The sequence below is a fragment of the Corynebacterium nasorum genome (assembly GCF_022345765.1).
In the GTDB taxonomy this organism is placed as follows: domain Bacteria; phylum Actinomycetota; class Actinomycetes; order Mycobacteriales; family Mycobacteriaceae; genus Corynebacterium; species Corynebacterium kefirresidentii.
This window is the reverse complement of the sequence record NZ_JAKRDR010000005.1, coordinates 113271-132325: the sequence shown is the minus strand read 5'-3', so window position 1 is coordinate 132325 and position 19055 is coordinate 113271. Positions and strand designations below refer to the sequence as shown.

17 protein-coding genes are annotated in these 19055 nt (G+C 58.8%); 11 read left to right on the top strand and 6 right to left on the bottom strand.

Going from position 1 to position 19055, the window contains the following annotated elements; all coding sequences use genetic code 11:
• Window positions 1–25: 25 nt before the first annotated feature.
• Window positions 26–3469: a bifunctional proline dehydrogenase/L-glutamate gamma-semialdehyde dehydrogenase gene (locus tag MHK04_RS05750; RefSeq protein ID WP_239227013.1), complete on the top strand. Its 3444-nt coding sequence runs from the start codon at window positions 26–28 to the stop codon at window positions 3467–3469.
• 107 nt (window positions 3470–3576) lie between these two features.
• Complete coding sequence (locus MHK04_RS05745; RefSeq protein ID WP_239208678.1) at window positions 3577–4950, top strand: AI-2E family transporter; 1374 nt, start codon at window positions 3577–3579, stop codon at window positions 4948–4950.
• Window positions 4951–5002: 52 nt separating this feature from the next.
• On the opposite strand, the gene MHK04_RS05740 is transcribed toward MHK04_RS05745, so the two are convergent.
• Window positions 5003–5593, bottom strand: a complete 591-nt coding sequence (locus tag MHK04_RS05740) for a nucleosidase (protein WP_200288580.1) — start codon at window positions 5591–5593, stop codon at window positions 5003–5005.
• A 23-nt stretch (window positions 5594–5616) separates the two neighbouring features.
• Window positions 5617–6645, bottom strand: coding sequence for a hypothetical protein (locus MHK04_RS05735; RefSeq protein WP_234288154.1), 1029 nt, complete (start codon window positions 6643–6645; stop codon window positions 5617–5619).
• Window positions 6646–6971: 326 nt separating this feature from the next.
• Here MHK04_RS05735 and MHK04_RS05730 point away from each other — a divergent pair, with 326 nt between their 5' ends.
• The 6 genes from MHK04_RS05730 to MHK04_RS05705 all read left to right on the top strand — a co-directional run bounded on the left by MHK04_RS05730 (window position 6972) and on the right by MHK04_RS05705 (window position 11131).
• Window positions 6972–7958 carry a hypothetical protein gene (locus tag MHK04_RS05730; protein WP_239208680.1) on the top strand — a complete coding sequence of 329 codons (987 nt, stop codon included), beginning with the start codon at window positions 6972–6974 and terminating at the stop codon, window positions 7956–7958.
• 124 nt (window positions 7959–8082) lie between these two features.
• Window positions 8083–8781: an LppP/LprE family lipoprotein gene (locus MHK04_RS05725; RefSeq protein ID WP_239227011.1), complete on the top strand. Its 699-nt coding sequence runs from the start codon at window positions 8083–8085 to the stop codon at window positions 8779–8781.
• A gap of 98 nt (window positions 8782–8879) precedes the next feature.
• Complete coding sequence (locus tag MHK04_RS05720) at window positions 8880–10034, top strand: TRAFAC clade GTPase domain-containing protein (protein ID WP_200288577.1); 1155 nt, start codon at window positions 8880–8882, stop codon at window positions 10032–10034.
• Complete coding sequence (locus MHK04_RS05715; protein ID WP_086588807.1) at window positions 10025–10351, top strand: hypothetical protein; 327 nt, start codon at window positions 10025–10027, stop codon at window positions 10349–10351. The genes MHK04_RS05720 and MHK04_RS05715 overlap by 10 nt, the downstream gene beginning before the upstream one ends.
• A 69-nt stretch (window positions 10352–10420) precedes the next feature.
• Window positions 10421–10825 (top strand): hypothetical protein, encoded by a 405-nt coding sequence (locus tag MHK04_RS05710; protein ID WP_239208682.1) that lies wholly within the window; start codon window positions 10421–10423, stop codon window positions 10823–10825.
• A gap of 111 nt (window positions 10826–10936) precedes the next feature.
• Window positions 10937–11131, top strand: a complete 195-nt coding sequence (locus MHK04_RS05705; RefSeq protein ID WP_200288575.1) for a hypothetical protein — start codon at window positions 10937–10939, stop codon at window positions 11129–11131.
• Here MHK04_RS05705 and cysN read toward each other — a convergent pair.
• The 3 genes from cysN to MHK04_RS05690 are packed head-to-tail and all read right to left on the bottom strand — an operon-like array spanning window position 11128 to window position 14095.
• Window positions 11128–12411, bottom strand: a complete 1284-nt coding sequence (gene cysN / locus MHK04_RS05700; RefSeq protein ID WP_239208684.1) for a sulfate adenylyltransferase subunit CysN — start codon at window positions 12409–12411, stop codon at window positions 11128–11130. The genes MHK04_RS05705 and cysN overlap by 4 nt on opposite strands.
• Window positions 12411–13310, bottom strand: coding sequence for a sulfate adenylyltransferase subunit CysD (gene cysD / locus MHK04_RS05695; RefSeq protein ID WP_086588811.1), 900 nt, complete (start codon window positions 13308–13310; stop codon window positions 12411–12413). Before cysD ends, cysN begins: the two co-directional genes overlap by 1 nt.
• The gene (locus MHK04_RS05690; RefSeq protein ID WP_200288572.1) at window positions 13310–14095 is read right to left on the bottom strand and encodes a phosphoadenylyl-sulfate reductase; all 786 of its coding nucleotides are present in this window, start codon (window positions 14093–14095) and stop codon (window positions 13310–13312) included. The genes cysD and MHK04_RS05690 overlap by 1 nt, the downstream gene beginning before the upstream one ends.
• Before the next feature lie 173 nt (window positions 14096–14268).
• On the opposite strand from MHK04_RS05690, the gene MHK04_RS05685 reads away from it, so the two are divergent.
• The 3 genes from MHK04_RS05685 to MHK04_RS05675 all read left to right on the top strand — a co-directional run bounded on the left by MHK04_RS05685 (window position 14269) and on the right by MHK04_RS05675 (window position 18453).
• Window positions 14269–14688 carry a methylenetetrahydrofolate--tRNA-(uracil-5-)-methyltransferase gene (locus MHK04_RS05685; protein ID WP_239208686.1) on the top strand — a complete coding sequence of 140 codons (420 nt, stop codon included), beginning with the start codon at window positions 14269–14271 and terminating at the stop codon, window positions 14686–14688.
• A gap of 85 nt (window positions 14689–14773) precedes the next feature.
• On the top strand, window positions 14774–16516 hold the full coding sequence (locus MHK04_RS05680) for an ABC transporter ATP-binding protein (protein ID WP_239208688.1): 1743 nt from the start codon (window positions 14774–14776) through the stop codon (window positions 16514–16516).
• Window positions 16516–18453 carry an ABC transporter ATP-binding protein gene (locus tag MHK04_RS05675; protein ID WP_275434444.1) on the top strand — a complete coding sequence of 646 codons (1938 nt, stop codon included), beginning with the start codon at window positions 16516–16518 and terminating at the stop codon, window positions 18451–18453. Before MHK04_RS05680 ends, MHK04_RS05675 begins: the two co-directional genes overlap by 1 nt.
• A gap of 18 nt (window positions 18454–18471) precedes the next feature.
• On the opposite strand, the gene MHK04_RS05670 is transcribed toward MHK04_RS05675, so the two are convergent.
• Complete coding sequence (locus MHK04_RS05670) at window positions 18472–19038, bottom strand: hypothetical protein (RefSeq protein WP_238801341.1); 567 nt, start codon at window positions 19036–19038, stop codon at window positions 18472–18474.
• Between the last annotated feature and the right edge of the window lie 17 nt (window positions 19039–19055).

Below are 19055 nucleotides of genomic sequence, written 5' to 3'. Positions count from 1 at the left end.
CGTTTGAAATAGAGGTAGAACCCATATGACTTCTCCTGCAAATACCCGCTTGCCCATCTCTGATGATGTGGAAGCAGTCCTGCCCGCAGCGATTAGCCGCGCCCACGACTGGTTGAAGTCCACTGCGGACGAAGAAGATAAGGCCACCGAACAGCTCGCGGACCTGCTGCGCGATGACGACGGCGTGAAGTTCACCATGGACTTCGTCGACCGCGTCATGCGCCCAGAAGATGACAAGGTTGCCGCACACGCGCTGAAGGATATTTCCTCCCACTATGACCCGTCGTTCCTAGGCAGCATCAATGGTGCGCTCGTTGGCGCCGGTGGCTTCTTCGGCCCAATCCTGCCCAACCTGGTCATGCCGGTGGCCCGCCTATACATGCGCAAGATGGTTGGCCACCTCGTTCTGGACGCCGAGTCTGATGCACTCAACAAGATTCTGGACAAGGCCGCCGAATCCGGCGAACAGCTCAACCTCAACCTGCTGGGTGAGGCCGTGCTCGGTGAGGAAGAGGCTAAGTCCCGCGCGCAGCGCACCCTCAAGCTCATCCAGAACCCACGCGTAACCTACGTTTCGGTCAAGGCTTCCTCCATGGTGGCCCAGCTCAATCACTGGGATATCGATGGCTCGGTAGAGCGCCTCAAGGAGCGCCTGCGTCCGCTGTACCAGGCTGCGGCGGACCGTACCGACAAGGTCTTTATCAACATGGACATGGAGGAGTACCACGATCTCCACCTGACCATCCGCCTGTTCAAGGAGCTGCTCAGCGAGCCGGAGTTCCTCACCCTAGATGCCGGCATCGTGCTGCAGGCTTACCTGCCAGATACCTTCGATGCGCTCAAGGATGTCGCTGACTTTGCCAAGGAGCGCGTGGCTAAGGGCGGCGGCAAGGTCAAGGTGCGCATTGTAAAGGGCGCGAACCTATCCATGGAAACCGTGCAGGGCGAGGTCCACGATTGGCCACTGGCTACCTACACCAACAAGCTCGACGTAGACGCCAACTACTACCGCCTATTGGATTTCATCCTGCGCGAAGAGTACGCCGATAGCGTCCGCATCGGTGTAGCAACCCACAACCTCTACACCGCAGCAATGGCCTATGAGCTGGGCAAGAAGCGCGGCGTGCTGCACATGATGGATTCGGAGATGCTGCAGGGCATGTCCCCAGCGCAGCAGGCAGCGGTGCGCAAGGTCTTTGACGGCCGCCAGATCCTCTATACCCCGGTTGTCCACGCAGAAGACTTCGATGTCGCCGTGTCCTACCTGGTACGCCGCTTGGAAGAGAACTCCGCACCGCAGAACTTCCTCTACGCACTCTTTGCCCCAGGCGAGGAGCCGCTTGCGGACCAGGAAGAGACGTTCCGTCGGGCCGTCGCCAAGCGCTGGGACACCTTCGCTGGCGCCCGCCGCACCCAGAACCGCCTCGAGGAGGATGGCCGCCAGGCACCGCGCACCGGCCGCTTTACCAACGAGGCTGATACTGACCCGGCTCTCGCCCCGAACCGCCAGTGGGCGCAGGAAGCGCTCAAGCGCAACCCGGGCGAACACGGCATCACAGAGGTCACCGACCCAGCCGCGGTAGAAAGCCACATCGCCCGCGCCAAGGAGCTCGGCACCGAGTGGGGTAAGCGTCCTGCCGCCGAGCGCGCCGCGGCCCTCGAGGCAGTCGCGGACGAGATTGCTTCCCAGCGCGGCAAGTTCATCTCCGTGGCCGCATATGAGGCCAATAAGACCGTTACTCAGACCGACCCTGAGGTCTCTGAGGCGATTGATTTCTGCACCTACTACGGCCAGTCCGCGCGCCTGCTGGAGGAGTCTTACTCCCAGTTCACCCCGCACACCGTCACCGTGGTAACTCCGCCATGGAACTTCCCCATCGCCATTCCCACCGGCGGCATTGCGGCATCCTTGGCGGCCGGCTCGGCGGTCATCGTCAAGCCAGCCCCGCAGGTGGTTCACTGTGGCAAGCTCGTGGTGGAAGCCTTCCGCACCGCCCTCGAGGCGCAGGGCCTGGATCCGGATCTGGTGCAGCTGGTGCTTACTGATGAAGCCGAGGCCGGCAAGGCGCTGCTTTCCCACGATGATGTAGACAATGTCATCCTCACCGGTGCGTCCGATACCGGTGCGCTCTTCCGTTCCTGGAAGCCCAAGATGAACATCATGGCAGAGACTTCCGGCAAGAACGCGCTCATCATCACCCCAGCGGCAGACCCCGACTTAGCCATCGATGACCTCTATAACTCTGCCTTCGGCCACTCCGGACAGAAGTGCTCGGCGGCCTCCCTGGTTATCTTCGTCGGCGCGGCAGGCAAGTCCGAGCGTCTGCGCACCCAGCTTTTGGATGCTGTCAAGACCCTTAAGCCGGGCCCGGGCTTTGATATCACCACCACCATGAACGGCTTGGCCGAGGAGCCGAGCGAGAAGCTCCTACGCGGCCTAACCCAGCTCGAGCCGGGTGAGAAGTGGCTGCTCAAGCCGGAAAAGCTCAACCAGGAAGGCACCCTGTGGTCCCCGGGCATTCGCGATAATGTGCAGCCGGGCTCCTGGTACCACAAGAATGAGTGCTTCGGCCCCATCCTCGGCATCATGTATGCCGATACTTTGGAAGAGGCTATTGCCTGGCAAAACGACACCGGCTACGGCTTGACCGGTGGCATCCACTCGCTTGACGACGCCGAGATTGAGTACTGGATCGACAACGTTGAGGTGGGCAACGCCTACGTCAACCGCGGCATTACCGGTGCGATTGTGCAGCGCCAGTCCTTCGGCGGTTGGAAGAAGTCCGTCATGGGCCCGGGTGCTAAGGCCGGCGGCCCGAACTACGTGGCGCAAATGGGTGAGTGGGCTGATGGCGAGCTCAAGCCGCGCAACGTAGATATCGCCCCAGCCAGCCTTGCTGTTCTTCACCGCCTGCGTGATAACCTCTCCGGCAAGCTCACCGAGGACGACATCACCTGGCTGTGGCGCGCCGCTGAGCTGGACCAGTTGGCTTGGCAGGAAGAGTTCGGCCGCAATCACGACCGCACCGGGTTGGTCTCTGAGGCCAATATCTTCCGCTACCGTCCGCTGCTGACCAAACTGCGCGTGCGTGTGGGCGAGGGCTATGCGCTGCGCGAGGTTGCTCGCCAGGTGCTGGCCGCCGCCATCACCGGTACCGCAACGGAAATCTCCGCCACCCCGGAGGTTGCTACCCAGCTGCAGGACCTCGGTTTCGATGTCAAGGCCATTACCGACGAGGCTTTTGCCACCGACGTGGCCAACGACCCCTCCTCCCGCGTGCGCGCCTTGGGCACCGTGCCGGATTCCATCTACGAGGCCGCGGTGCGTTCCAACTCCGTGGTGCTGGACCAGCCGGTGCTTGCCGACGGCCGCCGTGAGCTCATCCCTTACCTCCTTGAGCAGGCAGTCTCTGTAACCATGCACCGCTTCGGCATCATCCGCAACGTAGGCAACCTGCGCGAGGAGTAATCTCCCGCCGCATTAAAGGCACTCCCAGGAGGTAGCGTCCCGCCCGTGGGCCGCTACCTCCTTTTTCATATATGCGCTGCGCGTTTTATGTGGCATAGTGGTAAGCAATGTCTACGTCACATAATTCATCTTCCCGCGACGAGGCCCAGCGCCCGTCTGCGCAGGAAAAAGGCACCGCAACGCAGATTCAGAAGCCAGGCGAGGAAGATTCGCATACCCTCGTCGCTTATGATGATGCGCATCTCGGTGCAGAAGCCGCCAGCGAGCACCCCGCCGAGTGCGATGATAAGTCTGCCATCCTGGCCAAGGACTTCCGCACCATGACCAAGGTCTCGGTGGTCTTTATCCTCATCGTCGCCGGCCTGGCCCTGGCGGGCTATTTGCTCAAGTTCATCTGGGTAGGCCTGCTCCCTGTCCTGCTCGCCATCCTTGTCTCCACGGTGCTTTACCCAGTCAGCGCCTGGCTGCGCGGCAAGGGATTCCCGCGCTCACTCGCGGCCGTGAGCACCTTGCTCGGCCTCATCATCATCTTCTGCGGCGTCTTTGCCGCCATGGCCCCGGTTGTCACCAGCCAGAGCCAGACGCTCATTGACCAAGCCGAAGATGGCATTAACCAGCTGACAGAGATGGTGGAAAAATCCCCCATCGATATCCAAAGTGACCAGCTGCAATCCGTGCTCCAAGACGTGGTCAAGTTTGCCAAGGGCCAAGCCTCCACTATCGCCACCGGCGTTATCTCCGGCTTCTCCATGGCCAGCTCCATCGTCGTGGCCGCGCTGATCATGCTCTTTGTCACCTTCTTCATCATCAAAGACGGCGACAAATTCCTGCCCTGGCTGCGCAAGTACACCGGCAATTCCACCGGCTGGCACGTTACCGAGCTGGGCGCGCGCATCTGGAAGACCTTGTCCGGCTTCATCCAAGCGCAGGCAGCTGTGGCCATGGTGGACGCTATACTTATCGGCCTTGGCCTGTGGGCTCTGCAAGTTCCGTTAGCACTCGTCATCGCCGTGGTGACCTTCTTCGCCAGCTTCATCCCCATCATCGGTGCCGTAACCGCCGGTGCTTTGGCAGTTATTATCGCTCTGGTATCCAATGGACTAACCAACGCGCTTCTTGCTTTGGCAGTTATCATCATCGTTCAGCAAGTAGAAGGCAACGTCCTCCAACCATTGCTGCAGTCCAAGGCCATGGGCCTGCACGCCACGGTCGTCCTACTCTCTGTGACCGTTGGCTCCACCCTGGCCGGCATTGTTGGCGCGTTCCTCGCCGTCCCCGTGGCCGCAACCATTGCCGTTGTCGTGCGCTACCACGCCGAAATGGCTGCGCTGCGCTCCGGGGAAGTCGAGCCTTCAGATATAGACATCATCACCGGCTCCAAGGATGATCCTGAAGACTTCAGCGACGTCACCTACGAACATGACGAGACTCCACGCGATATGGTAGAGCAGCTCTACCAGTCCATGAGCCCGCTGAGCTAAGACTCAGCGACCACAAGCAGCGCGCCGGCCCTCCGCCGGCGCGCTTTAGTATTTAGCGCAGAAAGCCTAGATCCGTAGCGGCCGAGGCGAGCTGGCGCGCGCCTCGGTCGAGGACGTTGGCCCACGTGCCCTTGGACTCCTCATTCGCGGAATCGGAGACCTGCTTGAGCAGGGTGCAGGGCACGTCGAAGCGCTGGCATACTGCGGCAATGGAATAGCCTTCCATGTCGCAGAGCTGGGATTTTTGGGCCAGCTCAGTGCGCAGGGCAGTATCGGAGACAAACATATCGCCCGTGGCCAGCCCACGAACCGGCAAGCGGCCGGAGGTTTCCAGCTCGATGACCTCTGGCAGCAGGTAGCGGTTGATATCGGTAAGCACCTCGAGCTTGAAGTCGTGTTTGGTGACCTTGCCTACTTCGAAGACGCCAGCCATGCCGTCGACAAGCGCGCCGGCCGTGCCGATATTGACCACGCGCTCGGGAAGGGCGCCATTAGCGCGGGCGTCGGCAAGAGCCTCCGTTAAGGCAATGGCCGCTGGAACCGTGCCGATTCCAGTAATGAGCAGGGGCTCGCCCTCCGGAATGTGCGCGGCCTCCGCATCGACAGCGGCGACGAAAAGGGTACGTCCGTTGAGATTCTCCATGCCTGTGAGAATACCTGCCCTCCCTAATCGAAGTTCAACGTGCGGTTCTTCTGGCGCAGGCGAATCGTAATATTCTTCTGGCCAGCACCGAGTGCGATAATTTTCCCGCTGAGCACGCGCGCGACCGCCAGGTCGGCCTCCGTGGGGGCTTCGGCGGCCACCTGTGCCGTGGGTAGCCAGGCGTCGTGCGGATCAGGCGCGCCAAGGTGAATGAGCCGCTCGCGCTCCACGTCAATCCAATAGCCTTCAGTGGCCATAAAGCGATCGTGGCTCCCATCGAAGGAATCGCGGCGCCACCCGCCCTCGGCCACACGGAAAACAAAGGGGCAATAACCAAAACGCGAAGGCACGATATAACGCGTCTGAGGGCTAACGCGCCAATGACCGCGCGCGGAGCTCCAGACTTGGCGGTAGGTATCAGCCAGGCTCATACCCAGCCGCAGGCGCTGTTGTCTGTCCTCGTCTAGCCCCGCATCTTCTACCTGCGTATTTAGCTCACCCAGGCGCGTAGCATCTGCCACGTACATGCCCAGCCATGCCTCTTCCGGCGTCGTATACGGCCCGGTGATATCGCGGTGAAAGGACCCCGGAATTGCCTTGTGTGCGTCCTGGGGCAGGCGCTGGCGCGCAGCAAAAGCCCACAGCCGCGGATGCCCCATGCGGTAGAGCATCACCGTCGCCCGTGGCAGGCGGTCATGCACCTGTCGGCGCGTCAAGTAATCACCAGCACTGATGCGCCGCAGCAGCTGCTTGGCGACGTCCCCCTCCACCTGCTGCTCCATTCCCGGCGCGACTTCCATGTCCGACAGCTGGCTAAGCAGCATCAGATCGATGATGTCTCCCAAATCAAAGACCTGGTTCAATTCCGACTGTGCTTCGGAGCCGAAGGCCTCGATAGCGTCATAGCCTAGGGCACTACCCAAGCGACGGATGAGATCCGGGGACACACTCACCCGGTTGCGAGTTGCGTGCAATTCCGCGGCGTTGAGATTGCGGTCCAGCCCCACGAGGGCTCCTTTCTCCCCCTCATTGGGGAAATAATTTTTGGTCATGCTTGGACTTAAGCCGGACATTGGCCTCCCCGGTTTCCTTCATTTGGGTCTTGTCTCGGAAAGCAGGCATCAGATGAAGCCCTTCTAGGAGGTTTTGGGACTTCTCAGCTTGGTCGCTGTTGGTTTTTCAGTCAGACAGATTATGACGTACTTAATCCCTACGAGTTACATAATAGAAAAGTGGCACGTTGCAAATACCCCTTTCATAGTCCCATTCGAGAGAATCTTTGCAACTCTTATGCCTATAGTATGACGCGGAATGATTCTTAATCATTCTCTTTCTTTCGCATTTCTCTTTCTGGACAGCGCACAAAGGAGCCTTACCTTTGAACGACAAGAATTCTTGGGGTCCACCAGACTCAACCCCACTTTCAGATTCGAACGGGCCTGCCTCCTCTATGCAGGACCCCGGCACAGGAACAAGCACTGAATCTTCAAGCAAAGGCACGCGCACCGCCATTATTGTCGTTGCCGCTCTCGCCATCATTGCGCTTATTGGCGGTGGCGCCTGGGCGCTAACGGGAAACAAGGATTCTGATGGTTCGAGCAGCGCTGAACCGAATTTTCATTCTCAAGAAAACAGCAGCGAGGAAACTACCGAAGGAGCGGCTTCTGAAGAAGAATCCACTCTTGAAAAGAAAGCTGCGTCTACACAAGCTAAGAGCGCTAGCACTGGACCTTCCGCAGAGGAGAAGTGTGGAACGCTAGCCGATGACCTAATGGACGTTCCAATTGGCACGCTTCAGCTGTTTTGCGATGGCACCTGGCTTTACATGGCCCAAAAGCAATCCTCAAATTATGGACTGTTCTACTGGACCGATAATGAGTGGAAGTTGTATCGGTCTGACAATACGACTGGAGACTCCGTCAATCAGTGCTACGACAAGGGCAAGTTGGACACGGCTGGCGCCCCGAAGCAGCTGACCAACCAGCTCCAACTCTGCGATGCACAGCAAACGCAAACTCCAAAGGTTCGCGACAGGCCCATTACCGCCGAGGAGGAGTTTCCGCCAGAAGATTATTGGTACGGCGAATGCGATGGCAGCTACGTACTCATCGCGGAATCGGTCATCATCCCGCCGGCAACTGATCCGATTTCCGAGCCCTACCGAGTGCACAAAAAGTACCCAGGTTCCAAGATAATCCGGGGCGGCGCATGTAGTTCCCTGCGCAGCCGTACTGAGAGCGGCTCTGTCTATGCCATCATCTATGAAGCCGGCCACAGCGTGGAAAAGGTTTGCGAGCTCAAGGCTAAATACGGCGGCAATGCCCGATCCCTCAATAATGACGCGGATTTCTCTGACCCCTGCTAACCCCGATTCCGCGTTCGATTCCCTGTCACTCCCCTTCTGCTGCGTTGTCTCCCTACACCCGCTACAACGCAGCGTGCACCCCTTTGACTTTTCATCTACCGCCTCAATTTGAAAGCAATATCTTATGCCTAAATCATCTGCCCACCTAGGCCGAATAAGCCGTATAAGCATTGCAGCGAGCGCCGCCCTTATTAGTTTCTCCTTGGCTTCCTGCGATGACGAAACGTCGGATACAACCGCACAGGAGTTTTCGGTTGAGTCGGCGTCAATGTCCGTTACGGAAGAAAGTAGCGATGCCAAGCCGGAAGAATCGTCCACTGACTCTGCTGCGGCGGAAGAAGAACCTACTCGGCCGGTGCCACCGAACGTGATGATGGATGACGAGCAGCCGAGCCCAGAAGCCGACACCACTTCGTCGTGTGGCGCGGCAGATGCCCAAGCTGCTTTCTCCGAGGGCGTATCCCAAGTAGCTCCGTGGGGCACCATCGGATGGCAGCTTTTCGATTCCTCAGGCTACGATCCCTGTGCATCTCTATCGTGGGAAACGCTGATGGTTGAGGGAGGAACTAGTTCTTCACCCTTCCACATTATGTTGTTTAACCATGGCGAATATTTAGGCACCGCAACGGCAAAGCCCTATGGATTCGCCCCCACTATTGAGCGCGTCAGTGACTCCGAGATCGCGGTAACCTACCACTGGCCGCGCGAAGGCGAAGGCAACGCGAACCGCTCCGGTACGACTGACGCTGGCTTCCGCTGGGATGAAGGCCAGAAAAAGGTCATCATGTCCGGCGACGTACCGCCAACATCTGTAGGCAGCTAAAGGCGTAATCAATCCACCGCTTTTACCCACCCCTTGGCCTCTGAAGAATTTCTCGCAGGCGTCAGGAATGATGTTTTCAGCTGATGTATTTTCGCACTATGAGCAAACAACAAATTCACCAGCACATCGCAGTTTTTGGTCAGGCTGGAAGCGGAAAGACAGTCCTTCTTTCCTCACTCTTTGGCCGCTTCCACGAGCCATCGACTATCCATAAGAACGGGTACAGATTCTTAGCGGACGATTCTGCGCGCGGAAATAAACTGCTCCAAAAATACTTGGGAATGAAGGAGCAAGCCCAAGCTCCGATGCAGGATAAGTTTGTTTCCTCTCCATTCGGTTTTAAATTCGTACCAGAGTCACAGCCCTTGGACGCGAAGAAGAAGACTTCGCACATTGGCATTACTTGGCATGACTATCCAGGCGAATGGTTCGAGTCAGAGGTCAGCTCTGAAAGCGAACGAAATGATCGGGCTCATACTTTCCGCCAGCTGATCCAATCAGATGTCGCTCTGGTTTTGGTTGACGCACAAAAGCTGCTCGACCACGAAGGCGACGAAGATCGCTACCTCAAGTCACTATTCGGCACCTTCCGGAACACATTGCTGGGCATTAAATCCGACATCATTGCTGACAATGAACGGCTGGAGCAGTTTCCCCGCATCTGGGTTATCGCGCTTTCTAAAGCCGACCTCATGCCGGAGTTGGATGCGCACAGGCTCCATGAGCTCGTCGTTCTTCATGCCGCTGATGAACTGAACGCGCTGCGCAAAGTTCTGGCAGATTTCGTCAACGGCGACGAGGCTCTATCCGTCGGAGAGGACTACATCGTCATCTCTTCAGCTGAATTCAAGAACGGCACAATTGATTTAGAAAAGCACAAAGGCGTCGACGCCTTGCTTCCGTTATCTACGATTTTGCCTATCCAGCGCTACCAGCGGTGGAATGTATTGCGCCTTCTCCCGGCTGGCCTAGCGGACGAAAAGATGGTGAAAAGGGGACTTGGTATAGCACAATCGGCTTTTGCGATGCTTGGCAAAGTAAACAAGATGCCATTTAATTTCCTGGCCAAGGCTCAAGGTATCGCTGGTCTGGTTGACCCGCTCATGTCTGCAGCCATTCCGGTGATTGCCGAGGCTCGAAAGAATGCGGTGGAAAAGCATGCATTTAAGGAATTGTTGCTTACAGATTTCGTCATGAAATTGCGCGAGAGCATCGACAACGACATTCTCGAAAGGTCGCCGCGATGGAAATAATCTGGGCTACGCGAGGCAAACACTGGGGCCATAAGTTCTTACTCGATGGCGGCTATAAGGACCCATTGCCGCCATATCTTGAGGCATTTTCGGGCTTTGAAAACTCCCGCCACGTGTTTGAGCGCTGCAATGGACACTTGGCATTAAGGTTTCCAGATCCAGAGGAACGCCATGATGAATCAGGTCGCTTGATTTACCACGACCTAGTTATCAGCGGCCATGCCATTACCGATGTACGCTCCTACGACGAAGCATGCTCTTTTATGTGGCCCTTGATTGCGGACGAATACAGCAAGCTCTGGAATGCAGAAAATTAGAAAAGAATCTGGGCTCTTTAAACAGTTAATCGCCGCCGTGAATATCAAGACCTTATCCCCAGAGGAATAATGAAGGTGACTGATGGCTGGAATTCAACAGAATTCGCGGAGAAGATGAACTGCCTACTAAAGCGATACTACGCAGGAGACAATGGGCTTTCTCCGGCTTCAGTAGAGCTTCGGGCGGTGTGGAGAACTGCAGGACTCGCATACGCCATTTTCACAGTCTCGAAACCGAGAGGGATTGCGTATGTGGGAGTGGAAATGACGGTTCTTCCGGGACTTGGTTCTGCCATGTCGGAAGAAGAAACCGCTATAGAAGGCTGGTTAGACCGATTAGCCGGAGATACGCTGGCCAGCGCATTGGACTACAACGAAGATGACAAAATCCAATGGCAGGGAAAGGTCGCCGGCAACACTCCAGAATTTTTCTCAGAGCTAGGCCCCGCTGTGGGAGAAGTATTCTTCCCATAAGTACCAAAAGCCTAGAGGGGCGCGGCAGCCAAAAGTGGCCGCGTTCTAGGCTTTCGCGGGGAACTAGGAGCAGGTTATCGTGGCCAAAGCGTAGCCGAAGGAGAGATAGTAATGAGCGAGAAGACGTTTCAGCAGAAGTTCGGAGCTTTCGCTCTGGTGGCGGCGGTTGTCCTGCTGAGCGTGAACTTAACCGTAGTAGGGCCTACGGTGTTCGGTATCTCCACGCCGCTACTGCTCGGAGTCACGGGCATCATTATGATGCGCGGTGACAGAAGTGAGAGCAGCAGCGGCACGAAGAACAACTAGCGCAGGCGGTGGCCCACGAATCCGGCGGCGAGGGTGTTGCCGGAAGATTGGTCGATGAGCAGGAAGTTGCCCACCGCGCCGCGGGCGGCGTAGTCCTCGACGGGGAGCTCGGCTTGGGTCTGGATGGTGATGTGGGCGATGTCGTTCATAGCGACGGACTCGGGGTTCTCAACATCGGAAACGCCATCGAGGTCCAGGGTGCGAGTGATGGCGGCGATGCGGGCTTTGACCAGGGAGGATCCGTAGCGCAGCTTGAGCATCTGTCCGGGCTTGATGTCCTTTTCGGTCAGGCCAACGACTGTGGCATCGAATTCGCGGGTGGCCGCGGGGCGTTGGGACCCGGCGATGAGATCGCCGCGGGCGAGATCGATGTCGTCGGCAAGCAGGAGCGTCACGGAGTCGCCGGTGGTGGCGGAGTCGGCGGGGCCGTCGGCAGTGTCAATCTGGGTGACGGTGCTGGTGCGGCCTTCGGGAAGGCCAACCTCATCGCCCACGGAGATGGAGCCTGCCTTCACGCGGCCGGCGTAGCCGCGGTAATCGGAGGCGTGCTCGCGGATGACGTACTGAATGGGGAAACGGAAGTCCAGCTCATCGGCGCGGCCAGTGGCCACGGGGACGGTCTCGAGCACCTCGAGGACAGTCGGTCCGGTGTACCAGGGCATATTAGAGGAACGCTCGACCACGTTATCGCCCTTGAGCGCGGAAATCGGCACCACGGTGGTATCGGTGATGTCTAAGCGCGCGGCGATCTGGTTGAACTCGGACTCAATATCGCGAAAGACCTGCTCGTCATAGTCCACGAGGTCAATCTTGTTCACCGCGAGGACCACGTGGCGCACACCAAGGAGGGCGGCGACGTTGAGGTGGCGGCGGGTTTGTTCGACGACGCCATGGCGGGCGTCGATAAGAAGCACCACTACCTGGGAGGTAGACATGCCGGTGACCGTATTGCGGGTGTACTGCACGTGCCCCGGGGTATCGGCGAGGATGAAGGTGCGCTTATCCGTGGCGAAGTAGCGATAAGCCACGTCGATGGTAATGCCCTGCTCGCGCTCGGCACGCAGGCCGTCGACAAGCAAAGAGAGGTCCATGCCGTCGAAGCCGCGGTCGGTGGAGGTGCGCTCCATGGACTCCACCTGGTCTGCAAGCACGGACTTGGTGTCATAGAGCAGGCGGCCGACGAAGGTGGACTTGCCGTCATCAACGGAGCCGGCGGTGCACAGGCGCAGGGTATCGCGCTGCTTGAGGGCGCCGACATTCGGCGCGAGGGTGGTGGTCATCAGAAGTAGCCTTCCTTCTTGCGGTCCTCCATAGCGGACTCGGAGAGTTTGTCATCGGCGCGGGTGGCACCGCGCTCGGAGAGGGTGGAAATGGAAATCTCCGCGAGCACCTCATCCGGCGTCGATGCCGTGGATTCCACGGCACCGGTGCAGGACATATCGCCCACGGTGCGGTAGCGCACGGTGCGGGTTTCTAGCTCCTCGCCCTCGGCCGGGCCACCCCATTCACCAGGGGCTAGCCACATGCCATTGCGCTTGAATACCTCGCGCTCGTGGGAGTAGTAGATGGAGGGCAGCTCCAGTTCGCGGGCGCCGATGTATTCCCAAATATCGGACTCGGTCCAGTTGGAAATGGGGAAGACGCGGACGTTTTCGCCGGCCATCTTGCCGCCGTTGTACAGGTCCCAGAGCTCGGGGCGCTGGCGGCGGGGGTCCCAGCCGCCGAAGGAATCACGGATGGAGAAGATGCGCTCCTTGGCGCGGGCGCGCTCCTCATCGCGGCGGGCGCCACCGCATACGGCGTCATACTCGCGCTCGGCGATGGTCTCTACCAACGGCACCGACTGCAGCGGGTTGCGGGTGCCATCGGGGCGCTCCTGCAGGTCACCGCGGTCGATCCAATCCTGGACGCGGGCGACGTGCAGGCGGGCACCGGATTCTTCCACGAGGCGGTCGCGGAAGTCGATGACCTCGGGGAAGTTATGCCCGGTATCGACGTGGAGGAGCTCGAACGGAACCGTGGCCGGAGCGAAGGCGCGGCGGGCCAGCTCGAAGACAACGACGGAGTCCTTGCCTCCCGAAAAAAGGATGCCTACCTTGTCGAATTGGCCGGCCACCTCACGCAGGATGTGAATGGACTCGTTTTCAAGGTCTTTGAGGTGTGGGGAAAGTGTGCTCATTATTCGTGTAACCCGCATTCTGTCTTGCCGTCTGCAAATACGCGCCCGGATCGGGCATCTTCGCCTTCGCCAACTGGGAAGGTCAGCGGGGCGCAGCCGATGGAGCGGTATCCCTGCAGGGTGAGTGGGTGGATGATGAGGTCGTTGTCCTCGATATAGCGGTCCGTATCGTCTAAATCCCAGGTGATGATGGGCGATATCTTCAATCGTCCGGTGCGATCCAAGCTCAGCGCCGGGGCGGTGGCGCGGTGCTCGGAATCGGCGCGGCGCAGGCCGGTAACCCAGCCGGCATACGGGTCCATCGCCATATTTAGCGGTTCCACCTTGCGCATGCGGTTATAGGCCGCGGTATCGCGGGCATACAGGCGCGGGCCGTAGACCTCGTCTTGTTCTTCTGGGCTCAATAGCGGCAGCACCCGCACTAGGGGCAGGTCCCGGTAGCGCTTTTCTACCTCATCGGCCACCTGGAGGGTTTCCGGGAAGTGCCAGCCAGTATCGATGAAAAGCAGATCCGCATCGAGCCCGGCGCGGTGGGCGAGCTCGGCCAAGACCGTATTTTCCATGGACATGGTCACCGCAAGGCGGCCGGGAGCGTGCTCGGCGGCCCATTCGGTGATGGTTTCGGCAGAGGCATCGTGCAGCTTATCCGCCCACTGGTCTACCAATTGCTGGTTGCGCGCGGCTACCTCGGCGTCCAGCGGCGCGGTATCCCGCGTGCCTTCCGGGGAGATGCTGGGGTCACGGTAGTTCTTGCCACCGTCCAGCAGGTTCGTTGTTGGGTTCATGCCGTCACACATTAGGCAAAACCCCAAGGCGGTGCAGGAGATTATGCGCGAAAAGCCGCTGAGCTTGGCGGGAGCTGCGAATAAAAAGTTTCCAATCCGTACCAAGCGGACTAGATTTACAGACAAGACAGTCTATTGCGGGGTGTCCACGCCCCACACAAGGAGGCACTTCCATGCAGCGTATAGCCATCATCGGGGAAGGACCGGCCGCCCTATCCACCGCCGAAAAGCTTATCAGCGCTGGCATGTGTGTGGACCTCATTACTCAACGTACCGCACCATTCGGTCTACTTCGACGCTTTGCCGGCCTCGCAGGCGTGCTTGCCGACGCCGTCTCAGGATCCCACTGCGGCCCCGGCACCACTCCCCGGCTCCGCCTGATAGGAAACGTGCATGTAGGCGCCGACGGCGATATCACCCATAACGAGATCCACCGCCTGGCCTCTTCTGGCGACCGCGAACTGCTCCTGCTAGAGCTCAAGGCCCGGGGCATCGCCGTTACCACTTGGGAAGGGCTGTGCGCTCCCCTCGAAAACTTCGAGGATTGGCACAGCGTCATCACCCGCGCGCAGCTGGCGCATGTGGGAATTTAAGCCCCGCCCAGCCCTAGCGCCGCCGCGCAAAGCAGATATAAACTTGCACAGCTAGATAGCTTCAGTATGAAAGAGTCGCAAGTTTATGGATTTGCTTCGCATCCTTTGGACACGGTCCGCGCCGTATGCACCATATGTCATAGCGGTTCTAGTGTTTCAGGCTCTATCCACGGCCGCCACGCTGTACCTCCCATCGCTAAATGCCAAGATCATTGATGAAGGTGTGTCTCAGGGCGATGTGGACTTCATCTGGCGCACCGGCGGCATCATGCTGGCCGTAGCCTTTGCCCAAGTCATCACCGCCATCGGCGCAGTTTGGTGCGGCAGTCGCACCGCTATGGGGGTGGGCCGGGATGTGCGCAGCCAAGTCTTTCGCCACGTTAATTCCCTGTCCACTGAGGACATGAGCCGTTTTGGCACACCTACGCTTATTACCCGCGGCACCAATGACGTCCAACAGGTGCAAATGGTCTACATGATGATGCTGAACTTCATGGTGACCGCACCCATCATGTCCATCGGCGGCATCATCATGGCCGTGCGCGAAGACGCCGGGCTGTCCTGGCTGGTGTGGGTGTCCGTGGCGGTATTGCTCGGCACGATTTCCGTCATCATTGCCCGCCTCATGCCACTCTTTCGCTCCATGCAAGACAAGCTGGACGCCATCAATGGCACGCTGCGCGAGCAAATTACCGGCATTCGCGTGGTGCGCGCCTTCGTGCGTGAGGCTTATGAAACCGAGCGCTTCACCGAGGAAAATAAGAACATTACCCGCCTGTCCTTGAACATCGGCCGGCTTTTCGTGGTGATGTTTCCGCTCATTACGGTGATCCTCAACGTGGCCACGGGCGCGGTGCTGTGGTTTGGCGGTCACCGCGTGGATGACGGCCTAGTCAATGTCGGCTCGCTAACCGCATTCTTGCAGTACTTACTGCAGATTCTCGCTGCGGTAATGATGGGAACATTCATGGCTATGATGCTTCCGCGCGCTATCATTTGCGCCCGCCGCATCACTGAGGTTCTCAACCATGAGCCGTCCATTACCCCACCGGAGTCCACCACAACACCGGCGACGTCCGCCGGCACAGTGGAATTCCGCAATGTCAGCTTTTCTTATAGCGGCGCAGAGGCACCGGTGCTAGAGGATATTTCCTTTACCGCCCAGCCCGGCACCACGACGGCCATCATCGGTTCGACCGGCGCGGGCAAGACCACCCTCATTTCCCTTATCCCGCGCCTTTATGTCCCAACCGAGGGCCAAGTGCTTATCGACGCCACCCCTACCACCTCCCTGGCCCGCCAGGACATCGTCCAGCGCGTGTCCATCGTTCCACAAAAGGCCTACCTATTTAGCGGCACGGTGGCCTCCAACCTGCGTCTTGGTCGCCCAGAAGCTACCGATGAGGAGCTCTGGGAGGCGCTGCGCGTAGCCCAGGCTGATTTCGTGGAGGACCTAGACATGCCTATCGCTCAAGGTGGCACCAATGTCTCCGGCGGCCAACGCCAACGCCTATCCATCGCGCGCATGCTGGTCGCCCGCCCGCTGGTCTATCTCTTCGACGATTCCTTCTCTGCCCTTGATGTGGCTACCGATGCCAAGGTGCGCGCCGCAATGCAGGCTTCCTTCGCACAGCGTGAGCAACCGGTGACCAGCATAATCGTCGCCCAGCGCGTGGCCTCTATCCGCTATGCCGACCAAATCCTGGTACTCGATGCCGGACGCATTGTTGACCGTGGCACGCACGAAGAACTTCTCGATCGCTGCGCGGTGTACCAAGAAATTGTTGATTCCCAAGAAACCGCCGCTGCTGCAGGAGGCGAGAACTAATGGCTGAAAATACCGCCTCCACCGCCGAGCCCACGGATAACGCTCCTGACGTCATGGGGGAATCTGCACCCCGCCAAGCCAAGAATTTTTGGCCCTCCATCAAACGCCTCTTTTCCTTGCTTGCTCCATTTAAGCGCAGCCTATGGGCCGTGGCAGCTATGAATGTTGTCTGCATTTTCTTAGCCGTTGTGGCTCCAAAAATCATGGGCAAGGCCATGGACGTCATCTTCGCCGGAGTTATTTCCCGTAACCTTCCCACCGATATAACCGCCCAACAAGCCATCGATGGCATGCGCGCTCAAGGACAGGACCGCTTCGCGGACATGGCTTCCGCCATGGATTTCATCCCTGGCGAAGGCATTAACTTTAACCGCTTGGGCACGCTCATCATCACCGTAATCGCGATGTACATCGTCTCTTCCGGCTTCCAATGGTGGCAGGGCGCCATTCTCAACAAGGTGAGCATGGATACCGTATTTGACCTGCGTGAGCGGGTAGAGGCCAAGATTAATGCGCTGCCGTTGAATTACTTTGATTCCCAGCAGCGCGGCGATATCCTCTCACGCACCACCAATGACATCGACAACGTGCAGCAGGCACTGCAGCAAGCACTCTCGCAGCTGTTTTATGACGCTCTGTTGGTCATCGGCATCACCATCATGATGTTTAGCGTTTCTTGGCAGCTCGCGCTGGTTGCTCTCCTAGCTCTGCCGCTTACCGCCCTAGTCATCGGGGTCATCGGCGGCCGCTCACAGCGCCAATTCAAAACGCAATGGCGCTCTACCGGCCAGCTCAATGGCCAGGTAGAAGAATCCTTCTCCGGCCATGACCTTGCCATCGTCTTCGGCCGCACAGAAGCTATGACGGAGGAATTTGATAAGCGCAACGAAGAGCTTTACCGCTCCGCGGCAAAAGCACAATTCCTCTCCGGCAGCATGATGCCAATCATGCAGTTCCTGTCCTATCTGTCCTACGTTGCCATCGCGGTCTTGGGTGGCCTGCGCGTGGCTAATGGCCACATGACTTTGGGCGCAGCCACTGCTTTCATCCAGTATTCTCGCGAGTTCAACCAGCCGCTGGGCCAGCTTGGTGGCATGATGCAGCAGGTCCAATCCGGCGTGGCCTCGGCCGAACGCGTCTTTGAGCTTCTCGACGCCGAAGAACAATCCCCCGACACCACCGACGAGGACCTCCCCGGCCGCGCTCGCGGACTCGTTGAGTTCCAAGACGTTGATTTCTCCTACTCGGAGGATAAAGAACTCATCACCGGCCTCAACCTGCGCGTGGAGCCCGGCCAGACCGCGGCCATTGTCGGCCCCACCGGAGCCGGCAAAACAACCTTGGTCAACCTGCTGATGCGCTTTTATGAATTAGACGGCGGTCAGATTCTCATTGACGGGCACGATATCGCCCGCATGCCCCGCCAGACGCTGCGCTCCCAGGTGGGCATGGTGCTCCAGGACGCCGTGCTTTTCAAAGGGTCGATCATGGACAACATTCGCTACGGCCGCTTGGACGCGACGGATGAGGAAGTCATCGCCGCAGCTAAAGCGACTTATGTGGACCGCTTCGTCCACGCGCTGCCCGAGGGCTACGACACCATTATCGATCAAGACGGCGGCGCCATCTCGGCCGGCGAGCGCCAGCTCATCACCATTGCCCGCGCGTTTTTGGCCCAGCCCGCGCTGCTCATTCTCGACGAAGCCACCTCTTCGGTCGATACCCACACTGAGGTACTCGTCCAAGAAGCGATGAACGCACTGCGCGCAGATCGCACCTCCTTCGTCATCGCCCACCGCTTGTCTACTATTCGCGATGCCGATCTCATCCTCGTCATGGAAAACGGCACCATCGTCGAACAGGGCTCGCACGATGATCTCCTTGAAACCCAGGGCGCCTATTGGTGCCTGCACCAATCGCAGTTCAATAAGGCTTAAAGGGAAGCTGCAGCGTGGTTACTGCACGTTGAGCTGGACCTGCGGGGCGTGCAAATTAGCGCCCTGCAGGTTGACCAGCTCCATGGTGACATCTTGTAGCGAAATGTGCTCCATCAAAACGTTGGGGATAGGAGCATCGGGCACCACGTGCGGGTCGGGAACGCCCAATTGATCAAGCACCGCGTTGAGATCGCCGTTGGATAAATCGACGTTTACCGGAATGGTGGGGTGATCCACCACCGCGGGCGTTGTCTGTAGTCCAGTGGTCAGGACGGTGACCGGCCCGTCCGTGACGGTGGTTTCCACGTCACCAGTGGTTAGCTTGCCTTGCCCCACAGCCGCGGGCAGGGTCAACGCGAGGTTTCGCGCGGCCAACTTGTCACCTACGAGTTTCAGTGCTCGTTGTTCACCCTGTGCGGTAGGCACAGTAATAAGCGAGGCGCTTACGTTTCCAGTCAGGGTGACATTATCAGCAGTCACCGTGCTGAGTTCAGATTGCGCTAAGGCCAAGCCTTCCTGCGCACGGGTTTCCTCAGGTTGGTTCACCGCACACACCGCGGTAAAAGCGCAGAGCACTGCGAGCACACTACCTTTTACCACAC